The 13,076-nt window shown below is 45.4% G+C and carries 18 protein-coding genes; 6 read left to right on the plus strand and 12 right to left on the minus strand.

Going from position 1 to position 13,076, the window contains the following annotated elements:
- Positions 1–50: 50 nt before the first annotated feature.
- From ACESPU_RS03060 to ACESPU_RS03090, 7 genes are all read right to left on the minus strand, one after another.
- Entirely contained in the window at positions 51–1,133 is a 1,083-nt protein-coding gene (locus ACESPU_RS03060; RefSeq protein WP_158532996.1) for an EpsG family protein, read from the minus strand.
- Positions 1,130–2,281, minus strand: coding sequence for a glycosyltransferase (locus tag ACESPU_RS03065; protein WP_140394016.1), 1,152 nt, complete (start codon positions 2,279–2,281; stop codon positions 1,130–1,132). Before ACESPU_RS03065 ends, ACESPU_RS03060 begins: the two co-directional genes overlap by 4 nt.
- Positions 2,282–2,490: 209 nt before the next feature.
- A complete protein-coding gene (locus ACESPU_RS03070) occupies positions 2,491–3,360 on the minus strand; it encodes an EpsG family protein (protein ID WP_373133127.1) in 870 nt (289 codons plus the stop codon).
- Positions 3,361–3,386: 26 nt separating this feature from the next.
- Entirely contained in the window at positions 3,387–4,925 is a 1,539-nt protein-coding gene (locus ACESPU_RS03075) for a lipopolysaccharide biosynthesis protein (protein ID WP_057320050.1), read from the minus strand.
- 219 nt (positions 4,926–5,144) lie between these two features.
- Positions 5,145–5,462 carry a DUF86 domain-containing protein gene (locus ACESPU_RS03080; RefSeq protein WP_022192974.1) on the minus strand — a complete coding sequence of 106 codons (318 nt, stop codon included), beginning with the start codon at positions 5,460–5,462 and terminating at the stop codon, positions 5,145–5,147.
- Between the two features lie 49 nt (positions 5,463–5,511).
- Positions 5,512–5,805, minus strand: coding sequence for a nucleotidyltransferase family protein (locus ACESPU_RS03085; protein ID WP_005855753.1), 294 nt, complete (start codon positions 5,803–5,805; stop codon positions 5,512–5,514).
- 69 nt (positions 5,806–5,874) lie between these two features.
- Positions 5,875–6,303 (minus strand): hypothetical protein, encoded by a 429-nt coding sequence (locus ACESPU_RS03090; protein WP_005855752.1) that lies wholly within the window; start codon positions 6,301–6,303, stop codon positions 5,875–5,877.
- Positions 6,304–6,440: 137 nt separating this feature from the next.
- Between ACESPU_RS03090 and ACESPU_RS03095 the strand changes: the two genes are divergently transcribed.
- Together ACESPU_RS03095 and ACESPU_RS03100 are read left to right on the plus strand one after the other, a co-directional pair.
- Positions 6,441–7,004 (plus strand): BT4734/BF3469 family protein, encoded by a 564-nt coding sequence (locus tag ACESPU_RS03095; RefSeq protein WP_005855750.1) that lies wholly within the window; start codon positions 6,441–6,443, stop codon positions 7,002–7,004.
- A gap of 55 nt (positions 7,005–7,059) precedes the next feature.
- The gene (locus ACESPU_RS03100) at positions 7,060–8,892 is read left to right on the plus strand and encodes a DUF3987 domain-containing protein (protein WP_122144609.1); all 1,833 of its coding nucleotides are present in this window, start codon (positions 7,060–7,062) and stop codon (positions 8,890–8,892) included.
- 133 nt (positions 8,893–9,025) lie between these two features.
- On the opposite strand, the gene ACESPU_RS03105 is transcribed toward ACESPU_RS03100, so the two are convergent.
- Positions 9,026–9,265, minus strand: a complete 240-nt coding sequence (locus ACESPU_RS03105; protein ID WP_005855745.1) for a DUF4248 domain-containing protein — start codon at positions 9,263–9,265, stop codon at positions 9,026–9,028.
- 229 nt (positions 9,266–9,494) lie between these two features.
- On the opposite strand from ACESPU_RS03105, the gene ACESPU_RS03110 reads away from it, so the two are divergent.
- From ACESPU_RS03110 to ACESPU_RS03125, 4 genes are read left to right on the plus strand one after another with little or no spacing between them, the layout of a single operon-like run.
- Positions 9,495–9,992 carry an HU family DNA-binding protein gene (locus tag ACESPU_RS03110; RefSeq protein WP_122144649.1) on the plus strand — a complete coding sequence of 166 codons (498 nt, stop codon included), beginning with the start codon at positions 9,495–9,497 and terminating at the stop codon, positions 9,990–9,992.
- Positions 9,993–10,036: 44 nt separating this feature from the next.
- Positions 10,037–10,237: a hypothetical protein gene (locus ACESPU_RS03115; RefSeq protein WP_080598090.1), complete on the plus strand. Its 201-nt coding sequence runs from the start codon at positions 10,037–10,039 to the stop codon at positions 10,235–10,237.
- 5 nt (positions 10,238–10,242) lie between these two features.
- Positions 10,243–10,338, plus strand: a complete 96-nt coding sequence (locus ACESPU_RS03120; protein ID WP_005855736.1) for a smalltalk protein — start codon at positions 10,243–10,245, stop codon at positions 10,336–10,338.
- 12 nt (positions 10,339–10,350) lie between these two features.
- Entirely contained in the window at positions 10,351–10,797 is a 447-nt protein-coding gene (locus ACESPU_RS03125; protein ID WP_057326612.1) for an N-acetylmuramoyl-L-alanine amidase, read from the plus strand.
- 1 nt (position 10,798) lies between these two features.
- Here ACESPU_RS03125 and ACESPU_RS03130 read toward each other — a convergent pair whose 3' ends face one another.
- From ACESPU_RS03130 to ACESPU_RS03145, 4 genes are all read right to left on the minus strand, one after another.
- Positions 10,799–11,173 carry a DUF86 domain-containing protein gene (locus tag ACESPU_RS03130; protein ID WP_044546756.1) on the minus strand — a complete coding sequence of 125 codons (375 nt, stop codon included), beginning with the start codon at positions 11,171–11,173 and terminating at the stop codon, positions 10,799–10,801.
- On the minus strand, positions 11,166–11,459 hold the full coding sequence (locus ACESPU_RS03135; protein ID WP_044546759.1) for a nucleotidyltransferase family protein: 294 nt from the start codon (positions 11,457–11,459) through the stop codon (positions 11,166–11,168). The genes ACESPU_RS03130 and ACESPU_RS03135 overlap by 8 nt, the downstream gene beginning before the upstream one ends.
- A 69-nt stretch (positions 11,460–11,528) precedes the next feature.
- On the minus strand, positions 11,529–12,677 hold the full coding sequence (locus ACESPU_RS03140; protein WP_087347289.1) for an MraY family glycosyltransferase: 1,149 nt from the start codon (positions 12,675–12,677) through the stop codon (positions 11,529–11,531).
- Positions 12,674–13,063, minus strand: a complete 390-nt coding sequence (locus tag ACESPU_RS03145; RefSeq protein WP_158533139.1) for a hypothetical protein — start codon at positions 13,061–13,063, stop codon at positions 12,674–12,676. The genes ACESPU_RS03140 and ACESPU_RS03145 overlap by 4 nt, the downstream gene beginning before the upstream one ends.
- Positions 13,064–13,076: the final 13 nt, after the last annotated feature.

Consider the following 13,076-nt stretch of genomic DNA (forward strand, 5'->3'; position numbering starts at 1 on the left):
AATCTAATTATTATATATCTATCAATAAAATAAGAAGTCTTTAAACTATATCAATTTAGGGAAAGAAAGAAATTATAGGAATATTCTCCAGTATTGCCCATTATAACTTTTAGACTATATGGCAACAACAAATAAATTAGCACAAGAATATATACTAATTTTCGGCTATTCATCTTTAAATAAATCAGCAAATACACAAGAGGTATACAAGAAAACAACTCAAAATAAAGTCCCAAACGAGACACTAGAGACATTGATACTACAGAGAGTTTGAAAGCATACCCACATAATCCAAAAACGAATAATTTTCTTTGATAATTAGTAAGATCCATTCTAGGATATATATATATAGCATATAAGAACAAAGGCATACATACATATTTTGTAAGTATTAACAAAGACTTCTGACTATCCATTTTTTCTGACCCAAAATACCCGCTATACTGATCAAAATAAGGCAAGAAGAATGCTATAACATCATCCGATATCAATAAGCTACAAATCATACCTGTCACTAATATACCATAAAGCCACGTACTCTTCCGCCATTCACTTACCCAATAATAAAGGACTGGAAAAATCACCATGACAACGAGTGAACTTTGGTGAAAAAAGGGAATGACAACAAACAAGGCTATAGATACTACATAACGTTTTTTCCTTATAAGGATAATGGCCAACCACAATAAATACATGGCAAAATACTGTCTTATTCCATTCATTTGATTGTTAAAAGCTCCGGTAAAGACAATAAATACAAACAAAAACAGGTAGATGTATTTGCTGCCGACAAGAGAATAAGCAATATATAAATATATCACAGACCAGACAGCAGCTATAACAAAAAAGATACCCTGTCCATATACTCCTAAGTGCTGACACGTTTCAACAAACCAAGAAAAGGCATATTCGCCTCTACTTTCATTCACATAAGCCAAATTTGCCCCGGGAACAAACATTTCCATATAAGAAAAATAATCAGTTCCTACGTTATACTGTCCGCCGATTAAAAGACTCCACATCATTAACATCGGTAAACCAAACAATAACGTTTGTCCAAGACTTAGCTTCCTGCACTTACTCAATAATGACAGGTAACCACAATTTACAACTATAAAAAGAAGATAAATCATAATGACAACAAAGAAATAGCCTCAAAGACCCGATCACATCCAGAGTCGAACCCGAAATGAGAAACATAAATACGCAATATGTCTGATTGCCAATTCTCATTATCTCGCATAAAAACAACAAGCGTTTCGAGTCCTTTCTTAAAACTATCCTCATCATGATAAACTTGAAAAAAGGGATAACCAAAGAAAACATCATACCCGCGGGCTGACACCTCATGCGTAAGTACAGGCATACCTCGCCTTAAGGCATCCATCAGACGTAATTTTAAACCCCCACCCACATTCGTAGGACATAAAAAGATAGACCCCCTATCTATTACCTCATCCATGACAGGAGGATTGGGTATCAAACTTAAGCGATCCGAATGTTCATCACAAAAGCCAACAATTTCTTCCCCGGGATTTCTTCCCGCAAAAATCACATTCCAATCTTTATAGTTTTCTTCTAGAATAGAATAATAACGTTCCTTGAAATCCATAATACCGGTTATCGTCTGCGTAGAGTTCATGCTTCCAGAAACGATGATATGCCGGACAACGGAATCTCCCTCTCCTCTCATAGGTAACAAGCTGACAGATGAAGGTTCAAATACGCCCAAAATATATTCCCTGCCACGGCAATCCCCATAATATTTATGAAACAAACGCTTATCTTCTGCGGTTATGTAACAATTAAGGTCGCTCTTTAAAAAGGCATTTCGCTCAATACGATTCAGCAATGTGGCATTCAAGCCCCATAAAGTCTTCCAAGACCTATTTCCCAAATGGTATTCGCGCTCGAAATTATGATGAATCACGATCACCTTAATCCCTTGCTCATGAAAAAGGTTGATCATATCACCGGCATATACGCCACCATTTATCACGCAACAGCTATATTTTCCAGCTACCGCCCTTACATAGTGCCTAAAGAAGGCTAAATTACGATGAAACTCACCATGCACTATCCCTATTATTTTCTTCACAAATCCCCTCCGAGGAACATGAATTGCATCCGCATACATACCTATGCAATTCTCCTCTGCCATTGCCAAATCCACGACACAAGGAAACAGATGCTTAAACGCATTATAATAAGCTAAATTTGCTAAACCTCCACCTGTTCGTTTACCCATATCACACGTGGCTATAAAAAGAATCCTTCTCATACTAATTTATAATATTGTGCCAAAAGGCAAGTAGGCTTCACCGCCATAATCCACAAACAATTTCATATATAACTGAACTGCCATCATTGCTATAAATAAGGCGAAACACCAAAACTTCCTAACATCTGAACTCAAGGAAAAAATCACGAGGGTCAGCAGCAATGATTGACAATACATATAAGGAGTCAACATACGACTAAACGTATTCGTTACACTACTGAAAACCGGTAATAAAACGACAGCGAAGGTAAATAGGTTGAGCATCCCCCCCCAATTGTTATTTTATGTTTCTTTTTTATAAACAAGACAAACAAAAGTAATAAGAGCAAACGCCCTAGCATGGAACGCATATACAATTGCGCGGCAGTCTGTCCGGCATTAAAACTCATATCAGCACCTCTGCTCATATATCCCTCAATCTTAGCTTCATACATTCCACCCAAGAAAGAACCTATAGAACTAAAATAATCCGAAAAGTCAATTATTGAACCTATCAATATGCCACAAACTATCGCAAGTACAGCTCGTCTATTTGAAAAATGGAACTGATAAATCCAATAAGCCGGCAAAAACGCAAAAGCGGAGCGATGAATAAGACCGGCTAAAAACACCAGCACTAAAAATGCCAACAAACGTCTGTCACGTATCATTACAATGGAAAAAAGTAATATGGCCGTAGATACAGATTGGCGTACAAAAAATATACCACAAAAGTTTGATCCCCATAAAAGCATAAGAGTAGTCATAGGAAAAGGAGACAGCCGCTTGATCGCAGCAGTTTGAAAAGTAAACAGCAAGATCCCCTGAATAAATAAAGTTACCGTATAGCTTTCAAAATAATTTTTACCGATACTATTAATCATCATGAAACCCGTCTCCATGTTAGCGTATAATTCCGGATGCAAATAGATCTCATAATAACTATCCCAATCTGTTCCTACTCTCCAACGAAGGAACGACAAGCAAAACAAAAAAAACGAGAAAATATACAGCCAATACGTACAACGTTTTTTGACTAGAAAAATCTCCAAAAATGAAAAAAAAGTCAAAAGAAATGATAACGTAATATATAATAACATACAATCAAACTACAATTTACATATACTTATATAATAATACTCACTATCCTTCGTGCAAAATGGCGCAATCCTTGTCCTATATGATACAAGATAGACACAATACTCAGCATGAAAATAAGCATGACAGTTATCCCATAAAAGAAGAACGAAAAGAATCTATCCTCCGGACGAAAAGGTATATAATCAGAAATATAATAAACAAAAAACGAACATACCATACTTGCGATTAGATGCTTAACATACATAACCACATAAATCCGCAAAGGCAATCTCAATCCCTTACAAAACAAGAACCAAGGTTTCCAGCAAAAAACGACGATCAATAGGCTTATCAACACGCCCAACAACACACCATGTAATCCAAAGAAATATCCCAGCAGGACAGACATCCCGATGTTAATAGAAGCTTCCGTTACCGGTGCCCAAATATCACCGAACAGACCATAAGCGTTAATATAAGCATCCACGGTCGTGCGGCTCAAGTTGATAAACAAGATGGCAGTCATCAATAACAACGTCATGGAGTCTAGCACATATTCTTTCCCGATCCACAAGGTTATAAATGAGGGAGTAAGCATAAATACCCCAAAACACATCACGCAGGTAAACAAAAATCTCACGGAGAACAGTTCCTCAAACACCGACAGAATCCGTTTTCGATCTCCCTCCGCTACCAAATTCCCAACCCCCGCATTCATACTATTAAAAATAGCGATCATCAGTGTCTGAATCCCGAGGATCACCAACATATAATTACCGTAAAAAGCAACTACCGTTAAAGTCGTATAAGCATATATAATAATGGGACTTGTTTGTGTCAACGCAAAGCCTCCGATCTTATGAAAAAAAAGTTGCTTAATTTTCGTTAGTATATCCGGATATTTCCTTGCCAGCTCTCTGCCCATAAGCAAATTTGTCTTTAAATGAGGATAAGTACGGTCGATCACCCGATTCAAAGCAATCGAGGCTACTACCGCAAACACCACCTCCAATACCAGCCACCAAACATATCCATGATCCAAGAACCGAATCGCTACTATCTGGCAAAGCAACTTAACCAACATAGAGGCCTTATAGCTATACTGGATCTTATACTCTTTCTGATCCGCGGAAAGAACAATCTGCTTGTAATTAACAAAATAACTCAGTAACGCACTAACCAACAATACCCCAAAAGAAGCATACGCATACCATAAGGGTAACGGCATCTTAGCGAAGATCCAAGGGAAAAACGCCATCAACACGAGACTTCCCACTATCACGATCCATGCGATACGCCGATACAACCAGCCTTGCAAGGAAACAATCTCATTGATAGCAACCGTATCCTTCTCTAATAAAGGCTTATATAATGTACAAGCAATGGCTGATCCTATTCCTAATTCCGCAAGGTTCAAGAACTGAAGCAAATTGGTAGCCGTAGTATTCAGTCCCAAGATCTCTGCCCCAAGATAATCCAAGAATACCTTACGGGAGAAAAATTGAAGAACCAGATTAATAAAATAAAAAGCCAAGGCTACCAAACTATTTTTTATACTTTTCGAAGTTCGTGAGTCTGTTACCATTGCTACAAAGAATTGTGTTTAATACAAAAATTGCTCTCCATGATAAAGAGCATACGCACGTAGAGGAACAGCGTATTCTTCGCTATCCGCTTATTATTCTCTGATTTACTAGGAATAAAGACAAGTACACAAACCACTCCCATCCCGCCGGTAAACCAGTAGGGCAAAAAACGAGTGTCTTGATTTAAAATGAGTTTAAACTATATTTATCGTGATAAGTCACCGAGACAAATCCCTCAGCATAACACAAATAGTGGAGTACAAATCCGGAACCTCCTTTTGAAGACTATAAAGTATCACGCTTGCGTCAATATCAAAATAATGATGGACAATGATATCTCTCATCCCTTTAATATCCTTCCAGTTTACAGCCGGATATTTAAGAAGTAATTCCTTATTCGTTATTTTGTCTAGATTTTTGATTGCCTCACCTACAGCGACAAGTTTCATACAAACACTATCCAATAGAATCATACCGGACTCATTCATATAAAAATCATCAACCGTATGAATATGCGAAGTTCTTGCCATTATCATTGAAAGAGTATCCTTTATCTGCGATAAGGTATCCAAGGCCAACTCTCTATCAAACATAGATCCCCTCCCTCTCGATGCGTTTACGAAGCAACTGATTCATCCGGTCTCTAAGACGGATGATATCCACCGGGCTTCCCAACAGTTCTTCCAATTCATTTTTCAAATGGGAGAGAGAGAAAAGCCCTTGCGCCTCACCCTCGTAATAAATGTCCACATCACTGCTTTCCGTCTGTTGATCACGAGCTACAGAGCCAAAGATACCCATCTTCAAGATTCCGTACTTTTTGCCTTTACGAACCTTGAAGTCTCTTAATAACGCTAGGATCTCTTGTCTCGACTTCATAAGAAAATAGAATATTGACAAAGAAACAAATAAATATCCAATTATGCAATCATTCATAAATCAAAACACCTACCCTTCCCCCAGCACATACTTCACGATCGCCCGCCGGATATTGCGCAAGCTCTTGCCTTGCTTGAAGGGGAGCAGGGGGATGATGGCGTTGATGAATTCCTTGCTCTTGATAAGTTTGGCCGGTTCCACGCAGTCGCAAAAGACCTCGTTGAAAAGGTCGGTCAGCACCGTTTGGCAGAGGGTGGCCACATCCGGGCATTGGGCGATTCGCTTTACGAAGTCGTGACGTACCTCCTCGTCTTGGATATAGGAGGCTAATAAATCACACGGCTCCGGATCCGGCCTCACGTCCTTTTCCGAAACGACCTCCGGCTTTTCTCCCGGGTCCAAGCAAATATATTGAATGGCAAACATGGCGTTGGGCAGCACCTGTATGTTCTCGCCATGGATGTGCAGCACACACGGGCTCGCTTTCTCTTCACTCATATCTTCTTCTTTTTCCTGTCACCGAATTACTTTTATGCGCAAATAACTTACCGATAGGTGCAAATAACTTACCGGACCGTTTTTTCTCACTCTTTTACCTTTCCTTTACCAGCCTAAACTTTAAATCAAACGAGTTAATGAAAGAATGTATCATGTCCTTTTTCAACGCCCCCATCTCCAATCAAGTGCCGAGCGGCGTGACCAGTGTCAAACAGTTGCATACCTATATCACCTCCAACGAGTGGCTGAAAGAACGAACGCTCAGCGTACAGGACGCTTTGAGCGACGAGAAACGGTTCCGCAAACTGAAGCAAAACTTACTGCCATACGTCACACCGGCCGGGGTCTTCTCCTATCGCAAGGAAGACCGCCTGTTATTCCTTTCCGGAGAGTTTGTCATCGATATCGACCATCTCCCCTCGCCGGAGGAAACCCTCCACTGGCGAGACACCTTGTTCGCCGATAATAAACTGAGACCGGACCTAGCTTTCGTCAGCCCAAGCACCACAGGTGTGAAACTGCTCGTCCCCTACCGGCTCTCACCCAAGGCTTCCATAGAGGAATCTTTTGATAAGGCACGGCTATCGGCATGGGAATACCTGAAATGGAAATACGGATTGAATGCGGATGCCTCAAACGCCGATCTCTCACGGGCGTGTTTCCTCTGCCATGATCCCTCCGCTAAGCTGCGGGAGAGTTGATAGTTGACAAATGACAGTTGACAGTTTAAATCATAAATTATAACTTATAAATCAAATGAACCCATTATCAGATTTAGAGCGGCTTGTCGCCGCCATCGAACACCAAGGGGCGAACATCGCTCCCACTTACCAAGAGTATATGCCGATCGCCTTCGCCACCGCCAACGATTGCGGGGAAACGGGAAGGACGTTCTTTCATCGCATCTGCCGCCTGTCCGAGAAATACCTCTACGAAGAAGCGGACAAGCTATACGACCACGCCCTCAAAGCGGGAAACGGGCGCAACGGATTAGGCTCCGTCTTCCACTGGGCCGAGATTGCCGGCGTAAAAACGGACAAGCAACTGGCCGACACCTTCCGCCAATACCTGAGGGAGAACAAGAATCCTTCAAACCTTCAAGCCCCTCTCACACCCACACACGCACATACGTACGCACGTGAGGACTTGCCACCCGCTTTCCCGGATTATCCGTGGCCCCCGTTCATCAAGCAGATGATCGATTGCGGGAACTCCATCGCCCAGCGTGACATACTCCTGCTGGGAGTATTCACCGTACTCGGGGGCACCTTGAACAAGCGGGTACGGGTATTATACGGACAAAAATACATGTACCCATGCCTACAAACCTTCATCGTAGCGCCTCCCGCCTCCGGAAAAGGAGCCTTGACATGGGTCAGGCGCCTAGCTGAACCTATTCACGAGGAGATGATGGCCCGCTACAAAGACAGCCTAAAGAATTATCGGGAGGAAAAGAACCGATGGGACTCACTCGGCAAGAAACGCTCCGAGACGCCCGAGCCGGAACAACCGCCCCTCAAGATGTTCCTCATAGCCGGCGATAACTCGGGTACCGGTATCTTAGAGAACCTCATAGAGGCCGACGGCGTGGGGCTGATCTGCGAGACCGAGGCTGATACCGTGAGTACCGCCATCGGAGCGGATCACGGCCATTGGAGCGATACCTTGCGTAAATGCCACGACCATGAGCGACTGGCCTTCAACCGGCGTACCAATCATGAGTACCGGGAATGCGATGAGTCTTATCTCAGCGTATTGCTAAGTGGAACCCCGGCGCAAGTAAAGCCGCTGATCCCCTCGGCGGAGAACGGCCTGTTCTCTCGCCAGTTATTCTATTTCATGCCACCTATCGATGAGTGGATGGACCAATTCGATTCGGAAGGCGAGGATTACGGCCTACGCTTCGCCACATGGGGAACACAATGGAAACAGGTACTGGACCTGATCAACGGATCGGTCCAAACGATCCAGCTAAGACTATCCGAGAAACAGAAAGAGCTGTTCAACCAACGGTTCGCCCAGTTATTCTCCCACGCCGGTTACGCCTATGGAGGTTCCATGCGAAGCGCCGTGGCCCGTATCGCCATCAATACCTGCCGGATCCTGAGTATAGTAGCCCTGTTGAGAGCCTTGGAGAAATTCCTCCCTCCCCAACAAAAAATTTTCAATTCTCAATTTTCCATTTTCAATTCCCCCGGTCTCTCCCCCGCCCCGGAGATCCCCATCGAGAATATCAAGGATGGTATCGTCCCCAAGCTGGACCTACGGGTCACCGACGAGGATTTCCAAGCCGTACTCATGCTCATTGAGCCTCTTTACCGCCATTCGAGCTATGTGCTGGGCTTCCTGCCTACCTCCGAGGCCGTCCCTGTCCAGACCTCTCCTGAACAGGCTTTATTCAATGCCCTCCCAATGATGTTCTGCCGTCGGCAGGCCGTGGAGGAGGCAGCGAAGAACGGCATACCCGAGAAAACACTCGACTCCTCCCTCAAACGGATGCTGGAGAAGGGAACACTGATCAAGACCGCACGGGGCGAGTACGCTTTCTCCTCGCACGTGTGTGTGCGTGAGAGACGCCCGAAGGAATGAAGGAATGAAGGAAATGCCACTACTGTCATCGCCCGTAAGCACTACCGTCGCAGCCCTACGCCAGTACTGGCGTTGTCTGATGCCAGTACCGGCACCGCCGCTCGCCTATACCGACGGGTGGCGGTATCTCCTCTCAAGGACGACCCAAGTAACGGAAGATCAGCTCCACTTGGAGGGAGGTGAAGACCCGTTGCCTCGGGCGGTAGCCCGTATCACCAAGCTCCCGGGTCAGACGATCGTTATACCGCATCCATTCCGCCAGCCGGTTCAGGGCCGAGACGGGGCTGATCTCGGGGGCGTAGGCCATGGCCAGCTCCCGCTTGGAATAGGGCCGCACGGGCCACTCGTCGATTTGTGTATATCCTGTTCGCATATCGTTCGCATTTTTAAGATTTATCTTATTGGTATAAAGATACTTAAAACATACGACACGAACAACTATACGGATGTTTATTTTTCAGCATATCTCCTCTTTTATCTCCCTTATTCATCCGCTGTCAGCGGTATTCATTTCAGAGGAAACCGAATGTCGTACATTCGTTATCGAAAACAAATCGATTTCATTTTCAATTTTCAATTATCAATTTTTAATTATCAAATCTATGGCTTTAAATTACAGCGTGTCCCTTCGGACCAATCCTATCAAGAAAGACGAGCCGGCGAAAGCGTACGCCACGGCACAGATCAATGGTGAGCTATCGCTCAAGCAGCTGAGCCGCCGGGTATCCATGCAAACCACCGTCAGCCGGGCGGATGTGGTGGCGGTATTGATCTCCACTGTCGAGAACCTGCTCGATGCCCTCCAAGAGGGGAAACAGGTGGATTTCGGCGAACTGGGTAAATTCCGGCTCCATATCCTCAACGAGGGTGCGGAGAGTCTTGAGAAATTCACATCTACAAACATCACCGGGGTTAGTATCCAGTATATACCGGGCGAGGACTTGAAGAATGTCTTCGCCGGGCTGGAGTTCCAGCCCGTGGCTACCCGCAAGGCTCAGCAAGCGGTACTCCGTGCGGAGAAGGCTGGGGAGACTACCGTGGATATCTCGAAGAAGTCGGCTGCTGGGGGTGGGGATTCGGAGTCGCCTGATGAGATCTAACGTGTCACTTTTGGCTTGACCCAAAAGTAACCAAAAGGTCAAGGCTGACGCTGACGGGCTACTTCGAGACCTACGCTCGCTGTCGCATCCCAACTCGCTTCGCTCAGACAGGGATGCTCCTCACGCTCGCTACGGTCTCTTCGCTTGACGCCCGTCCGCTGAGGCCGTCCGAAGGAAAGCGAAGCTTTCCTCTTATATCAGCCGGGATATCATTATTCAATTCATTATTCACTATTAATTATTAATTATCATGAAAAAGTCCGTATGGAGTACTATTATCAAAGTGATCATCGCCGTAGCTACCGCCATCGCAGGGGCACTTGGCATCCAATCCTGTATTCTCTAATTTTCAATTATCATGGGTAAGGCTTATTGTTTCTACCAGAATTACAGGGAGGTCAGACTCCTTGTAATTCATTGCTCGGCCACACGATATGACAGGGATTTTCCTGTGGAGGCGCTCCGTTCATCGCACAAGGCACGGGGATTCGCCGATATCGGCTATCATTTCTATATCACACGGGACGGGGAGCTACATCGTTGCCAACCGGTCAACCAGATCGGGGCGCACGCAGCCGGATGGAACGACAAAAGTATCGGTATATGTTACGAGGGAGGACTCGACGAACAAGGCCGTCCAGCCGATACCCGGACCTACGCCCAGCGCTGTACCTTGATGGATCTGCTACGGCAATTACGAAGGGATTACCCGGAGGCACGCATCCTAGGACATTACCAACTTAGCCCCTATATCCGTAAGGCTTGCCCCTGCTTTGACGCAAGGGAGGAGTATAGGGAACTATAATTTACTGATGAAGATCGAGAAGCATCCTATTAATCGTATCCAAAAGAGGTGGAACATCCTCTTTACAGATACGAAAAATTTCTTCCGCATCCACCTCGAAGTAATGATGTACGATAACATCCCTGACTCCCATCACATTCTTCCAAGGTATCTCAGGGTAATTAGAGAGAAACTCTCGCTTAGTTATCTTATCCAAATTCTTTACGCTCTCGCCGACAGCCGATAATTTCATGCAAATGCTGTCCAGCAAGATCACTCCCTCATTCGAGGAGAGGAAGTCATCCGCAAACCGTATCCTCTCGCTTCGCTGGATGATTTCCTCCAACGATTTTTTCAGCAATTCGAGTATATGATAAGCTATTAGTCGTTCAAACATAGATTCCTTCACTTAATATGCGATCCTTAAAAAAGGTATCCATTCTTTCCCGCAGACGGACAATGTCAACTGGACATCCCAAGAGCTCTTCTAAATCAGCCTTTATTCCAGACAACGCAAAGAAACCATGGAGATTTCCCTCCACGTAAACATCGATATCACTCTGCTCCGTGTTCTCGCCACGGGCGACAGAGCCAAATATCCCCATACGGGAAATGCCGTATTTGGAGGCATTCTCCGTCATATACTGACGCAGCAATCGTATATATTCGGTCTTTGTCTTCATAAGCGATGCTTTAATGAGCCAAATATAAGCTTTATTTGTCATCCTTACAAGAAAACAGGCAAAGAGCTGTCAGAATTTCTTACCAGACGCTTCCTCCCTCTCTCTCCGCTCCCGATTCCGGGAGATAAGCCTGTTGATTGACAGATGGAGAAGAGACCACAGGAAGAGGTTCAAGAACAAGAGGTATGTAATATTCATACGCTTGGCCAACAGCAAGTTCAACGCTATGAAGAAGACCGATACGCACAGGATCGTCACCATCACCATGCGAACTCGCATGCCCGTGCGCAACAGCTTATGATGGAAATGGTTCTTATCCGGTAAAAAAGGGTTCTTGTGCTCACGAAGACGGTGCAGGACTACACGGATAACGTCCAACAACGGTACCAACACCGTGGAGAAGGCGATCACCAGATAGGGATTCGACCGATCCGGGAACGAGCCGTTCGACACGCACAAGTGGATGATCAGGAAGCTGATCACGTAGCCCAGCGTCAAGCTGCCAGCGTCGCCCATGAAAAGCTTATGACCACGGTTTGCGTTGCCGAAGACGTTGTAACACCAGAAGGGCATCAAGACTCCAAGCGTGCAGACCGCCAGCAGGGTGTAAATGTATTGCCCTTGGATGAAAAAGATCACGCTCAAGACCGACAGGGCGATGCAGCAAAGGCCGGACGATAAGCCGTCAATCCCGTCAATCAGGTTGATGGCGTTCGTCACGTAGACCACGGCGAAGACCGTGATCGGAACGCCCAGCAAGGCCGGGACTGAATAAATCCCGAACAGGCCACCCAACGAGTCGAGCCAGTTGCCGGACAACACCAACAGAAAGGCCGACACGACCTGCACGACGAACTTATAGCGATAGCCCACCCCGACCAAGTCGTCGCAGACACCCACCAAGTAAAGCAACGTCATGCCCACAAACAAGAAAAGATACTCGTGGAGCATGTCAAGCGAGAGACCCGACAGATCCGAGGGCCACAGGTAAAGGCGAAAGCCCATCACCAAGGCCATCGACATCAAGATAACCGGAAAGAACGACAACCCGCCCAAACGGGGGACAGGGGTCGTATGCACCTTACGGGTGTCCGGGATATCATACAGGCGTTTCTTGTGCGAGATCACCAGGATCCTCGGGATGATGGCCATGCCCAAAAACACGGAGGCCAAGAATCCGCACAGTAATAACAATAACGGTATTTGCGTCATACTCATACTTTTTCACTCAATAAAGGTACCCCCTCCACCTCGCCGGCGTGCCACTCATGGTAGTCCGCAAGGGAAAGTACGGGTACGGTCAATTGCTTGTAATCCTTATCGTCTCTTCTCAATATATGCTTGCGGGCATACGAGCTTAGCGAGCGATCCGTAACGGACACCATCACGATCGGGAACGGGTAGGCGAACAGGCGCAGCGGCGTGGTCTCGCTATCCGAGAACGCACGATGCAGTTGGTAGGCGGAACGCTCGAACGCTACCCAGTAGGGACCCGTGCAATACAGGTGTATTGAGTTTCGGTTCACACGCTCACGATCCATGATCTCTGTCAAATGCTCACGCAACAAGTTCATTAACCGGATACCCGAAGGAAGAGAAGACATTTCTTTTTGAATC

Origin of the sequence: Parabacteroides sp. 20_3, from assembly GCF_964238835.1 — a bacterium.
Classification (GTDB): domain Bacteria; phylum Bacteroidota; class Bacteroidia; order Bacteroidales; family Tannerellaceae; genus Parabacteroides; species Parabacteroides distasonis.

What these genes read in the sequence shown, in the direction of transcription:
- ACESPU_RS03100 (WP_122144609.1), top strand. Translation starts at nt 7,060, where the DNA reads ATGAACCCATTATCAGATTTAGAGCGGCTTGTCGCCGCCATCGAACAC.
- ACESPU_RS03130 (WP_044546756.1), bottom strand. Translation starts at nt 11,173, where the DNA reads ATGTTTGAACGACTAATAGCTTATCATATACTCGAATTGCTGAAAAAA.
- ACESPU_RS03070 (WP_373133127.1), bottom strand. Translation starts at nt 3,360, where the DNA reads ATGTTATTATATATTACGTTATCATTTCTTTTGACTTTTTTTTCATTT.
- ACESPU_RS03080 (WP_022192974.1), bottom strand. Translation starts at nt 5,462, where the DNA reads ATGATAATGGCAAGAACTTCGCATATTCATACGGTTGATGATTTTTAT.
- ACESPU_RS03085 (WP_005855753.1), bottom strand. Translation starts at nt 5,805, where the DNA reads ATGAAGTCGAGACAAGAGATCCTAGCGTTATTAAGAGACTTCAAGGTT.
- ACESPU_RS03120 (WP_005855736.1), top strand. Translation starts at nt 10,243, where the DNA reads ATGAAAAAGTCCGTATGGAGTACTATTATCAAAGTGATCATCGCCGTA.
- ACESPU_RS03090 (WP_005855752.1), bottom strand. Translation starts at nt 6,303, where the DNA reads ATGAGTGAAGAGAAAGCGAGCCCGTGTGTGCTGCACATCCATGGCGAG.
- ACESPU_RS03095 (WP_005855750.1), top strand. Translation starts at nt 6,441, where the DNA reads ATGAAAGAATGTATCATGTCCTTTTTCAACGCCCCCATCTCCAATCAA.
- ACESPU_RS03135 (WP_044546759.1), bottom strand. Translation starts at nt 11,459, where the DNA reads ATGAAGACAAAGACCGAATATATACGATTGCTGCGTCAGTATATGACG.
- ACESPU_RS03065 (WP_140394016.1), bottom strand. Translation starts at nt 2,281, where the DNA reads ATGAGAAGGATTCTTTTTATAGCCACGTGTGATATGGGTAAACGAACA.
- ACESPU_RS03105 (WP_005855745.1), bottom strand. Translation starts at nt 9,265, where the DNA reads ATGCGAACAGGATATACACAAATCGACGAGTGGCCCGTGCGGCCCTAT.
- ACESPU_RS03125 (WP_057326612.1), top strand. Translation starts at nt 10,351, where the DNA reads ATGGGTAAGGCTTATTGTTTCTACCAGAATTACAGGGAGGTCAGACTC.
- ACESPU_RS03110 (WP_122144649.1), top strand. Translation starts at nt 9,495, where the DNA reads ATGGCTTTAAATTACAGCGTGTCCCTTCGGACCAATCCTATCAAGAAA.
- ACESPU_RS03140 (WP_087347289.1), bottom strand. Translation starts at nt 12,677, where the DNA reads ATGAGTATGACGCAAATACCGTTATTGTTATTACTGTGCGGATTCTTG.
- ACESPU_RS03145 (WP_158533139.1), bottom strand. Translation starts at nt 13,063, where the DNA reads ATGTCTTCTCTTCCTTCGGGTATCCGGTTAATGAACTTGTTGCGTGAG.
- ACESPU_RS03060 (WP_158532996.1), bottom strand. Translation starts at nt 1,133, where the DNA reads ATGATTTATCTTCTTTTTATAGTTGTAAATTGTGGTTACCTGTCATTA.
- ACESPU_RS03075 (WP_057320050.1), bottom strand. Translation starts at nt 4,925, where the DNA reads ATGGTAACAGACTCACGAACTTCGAAAAGTATAAAAAATAGTTTGGTA.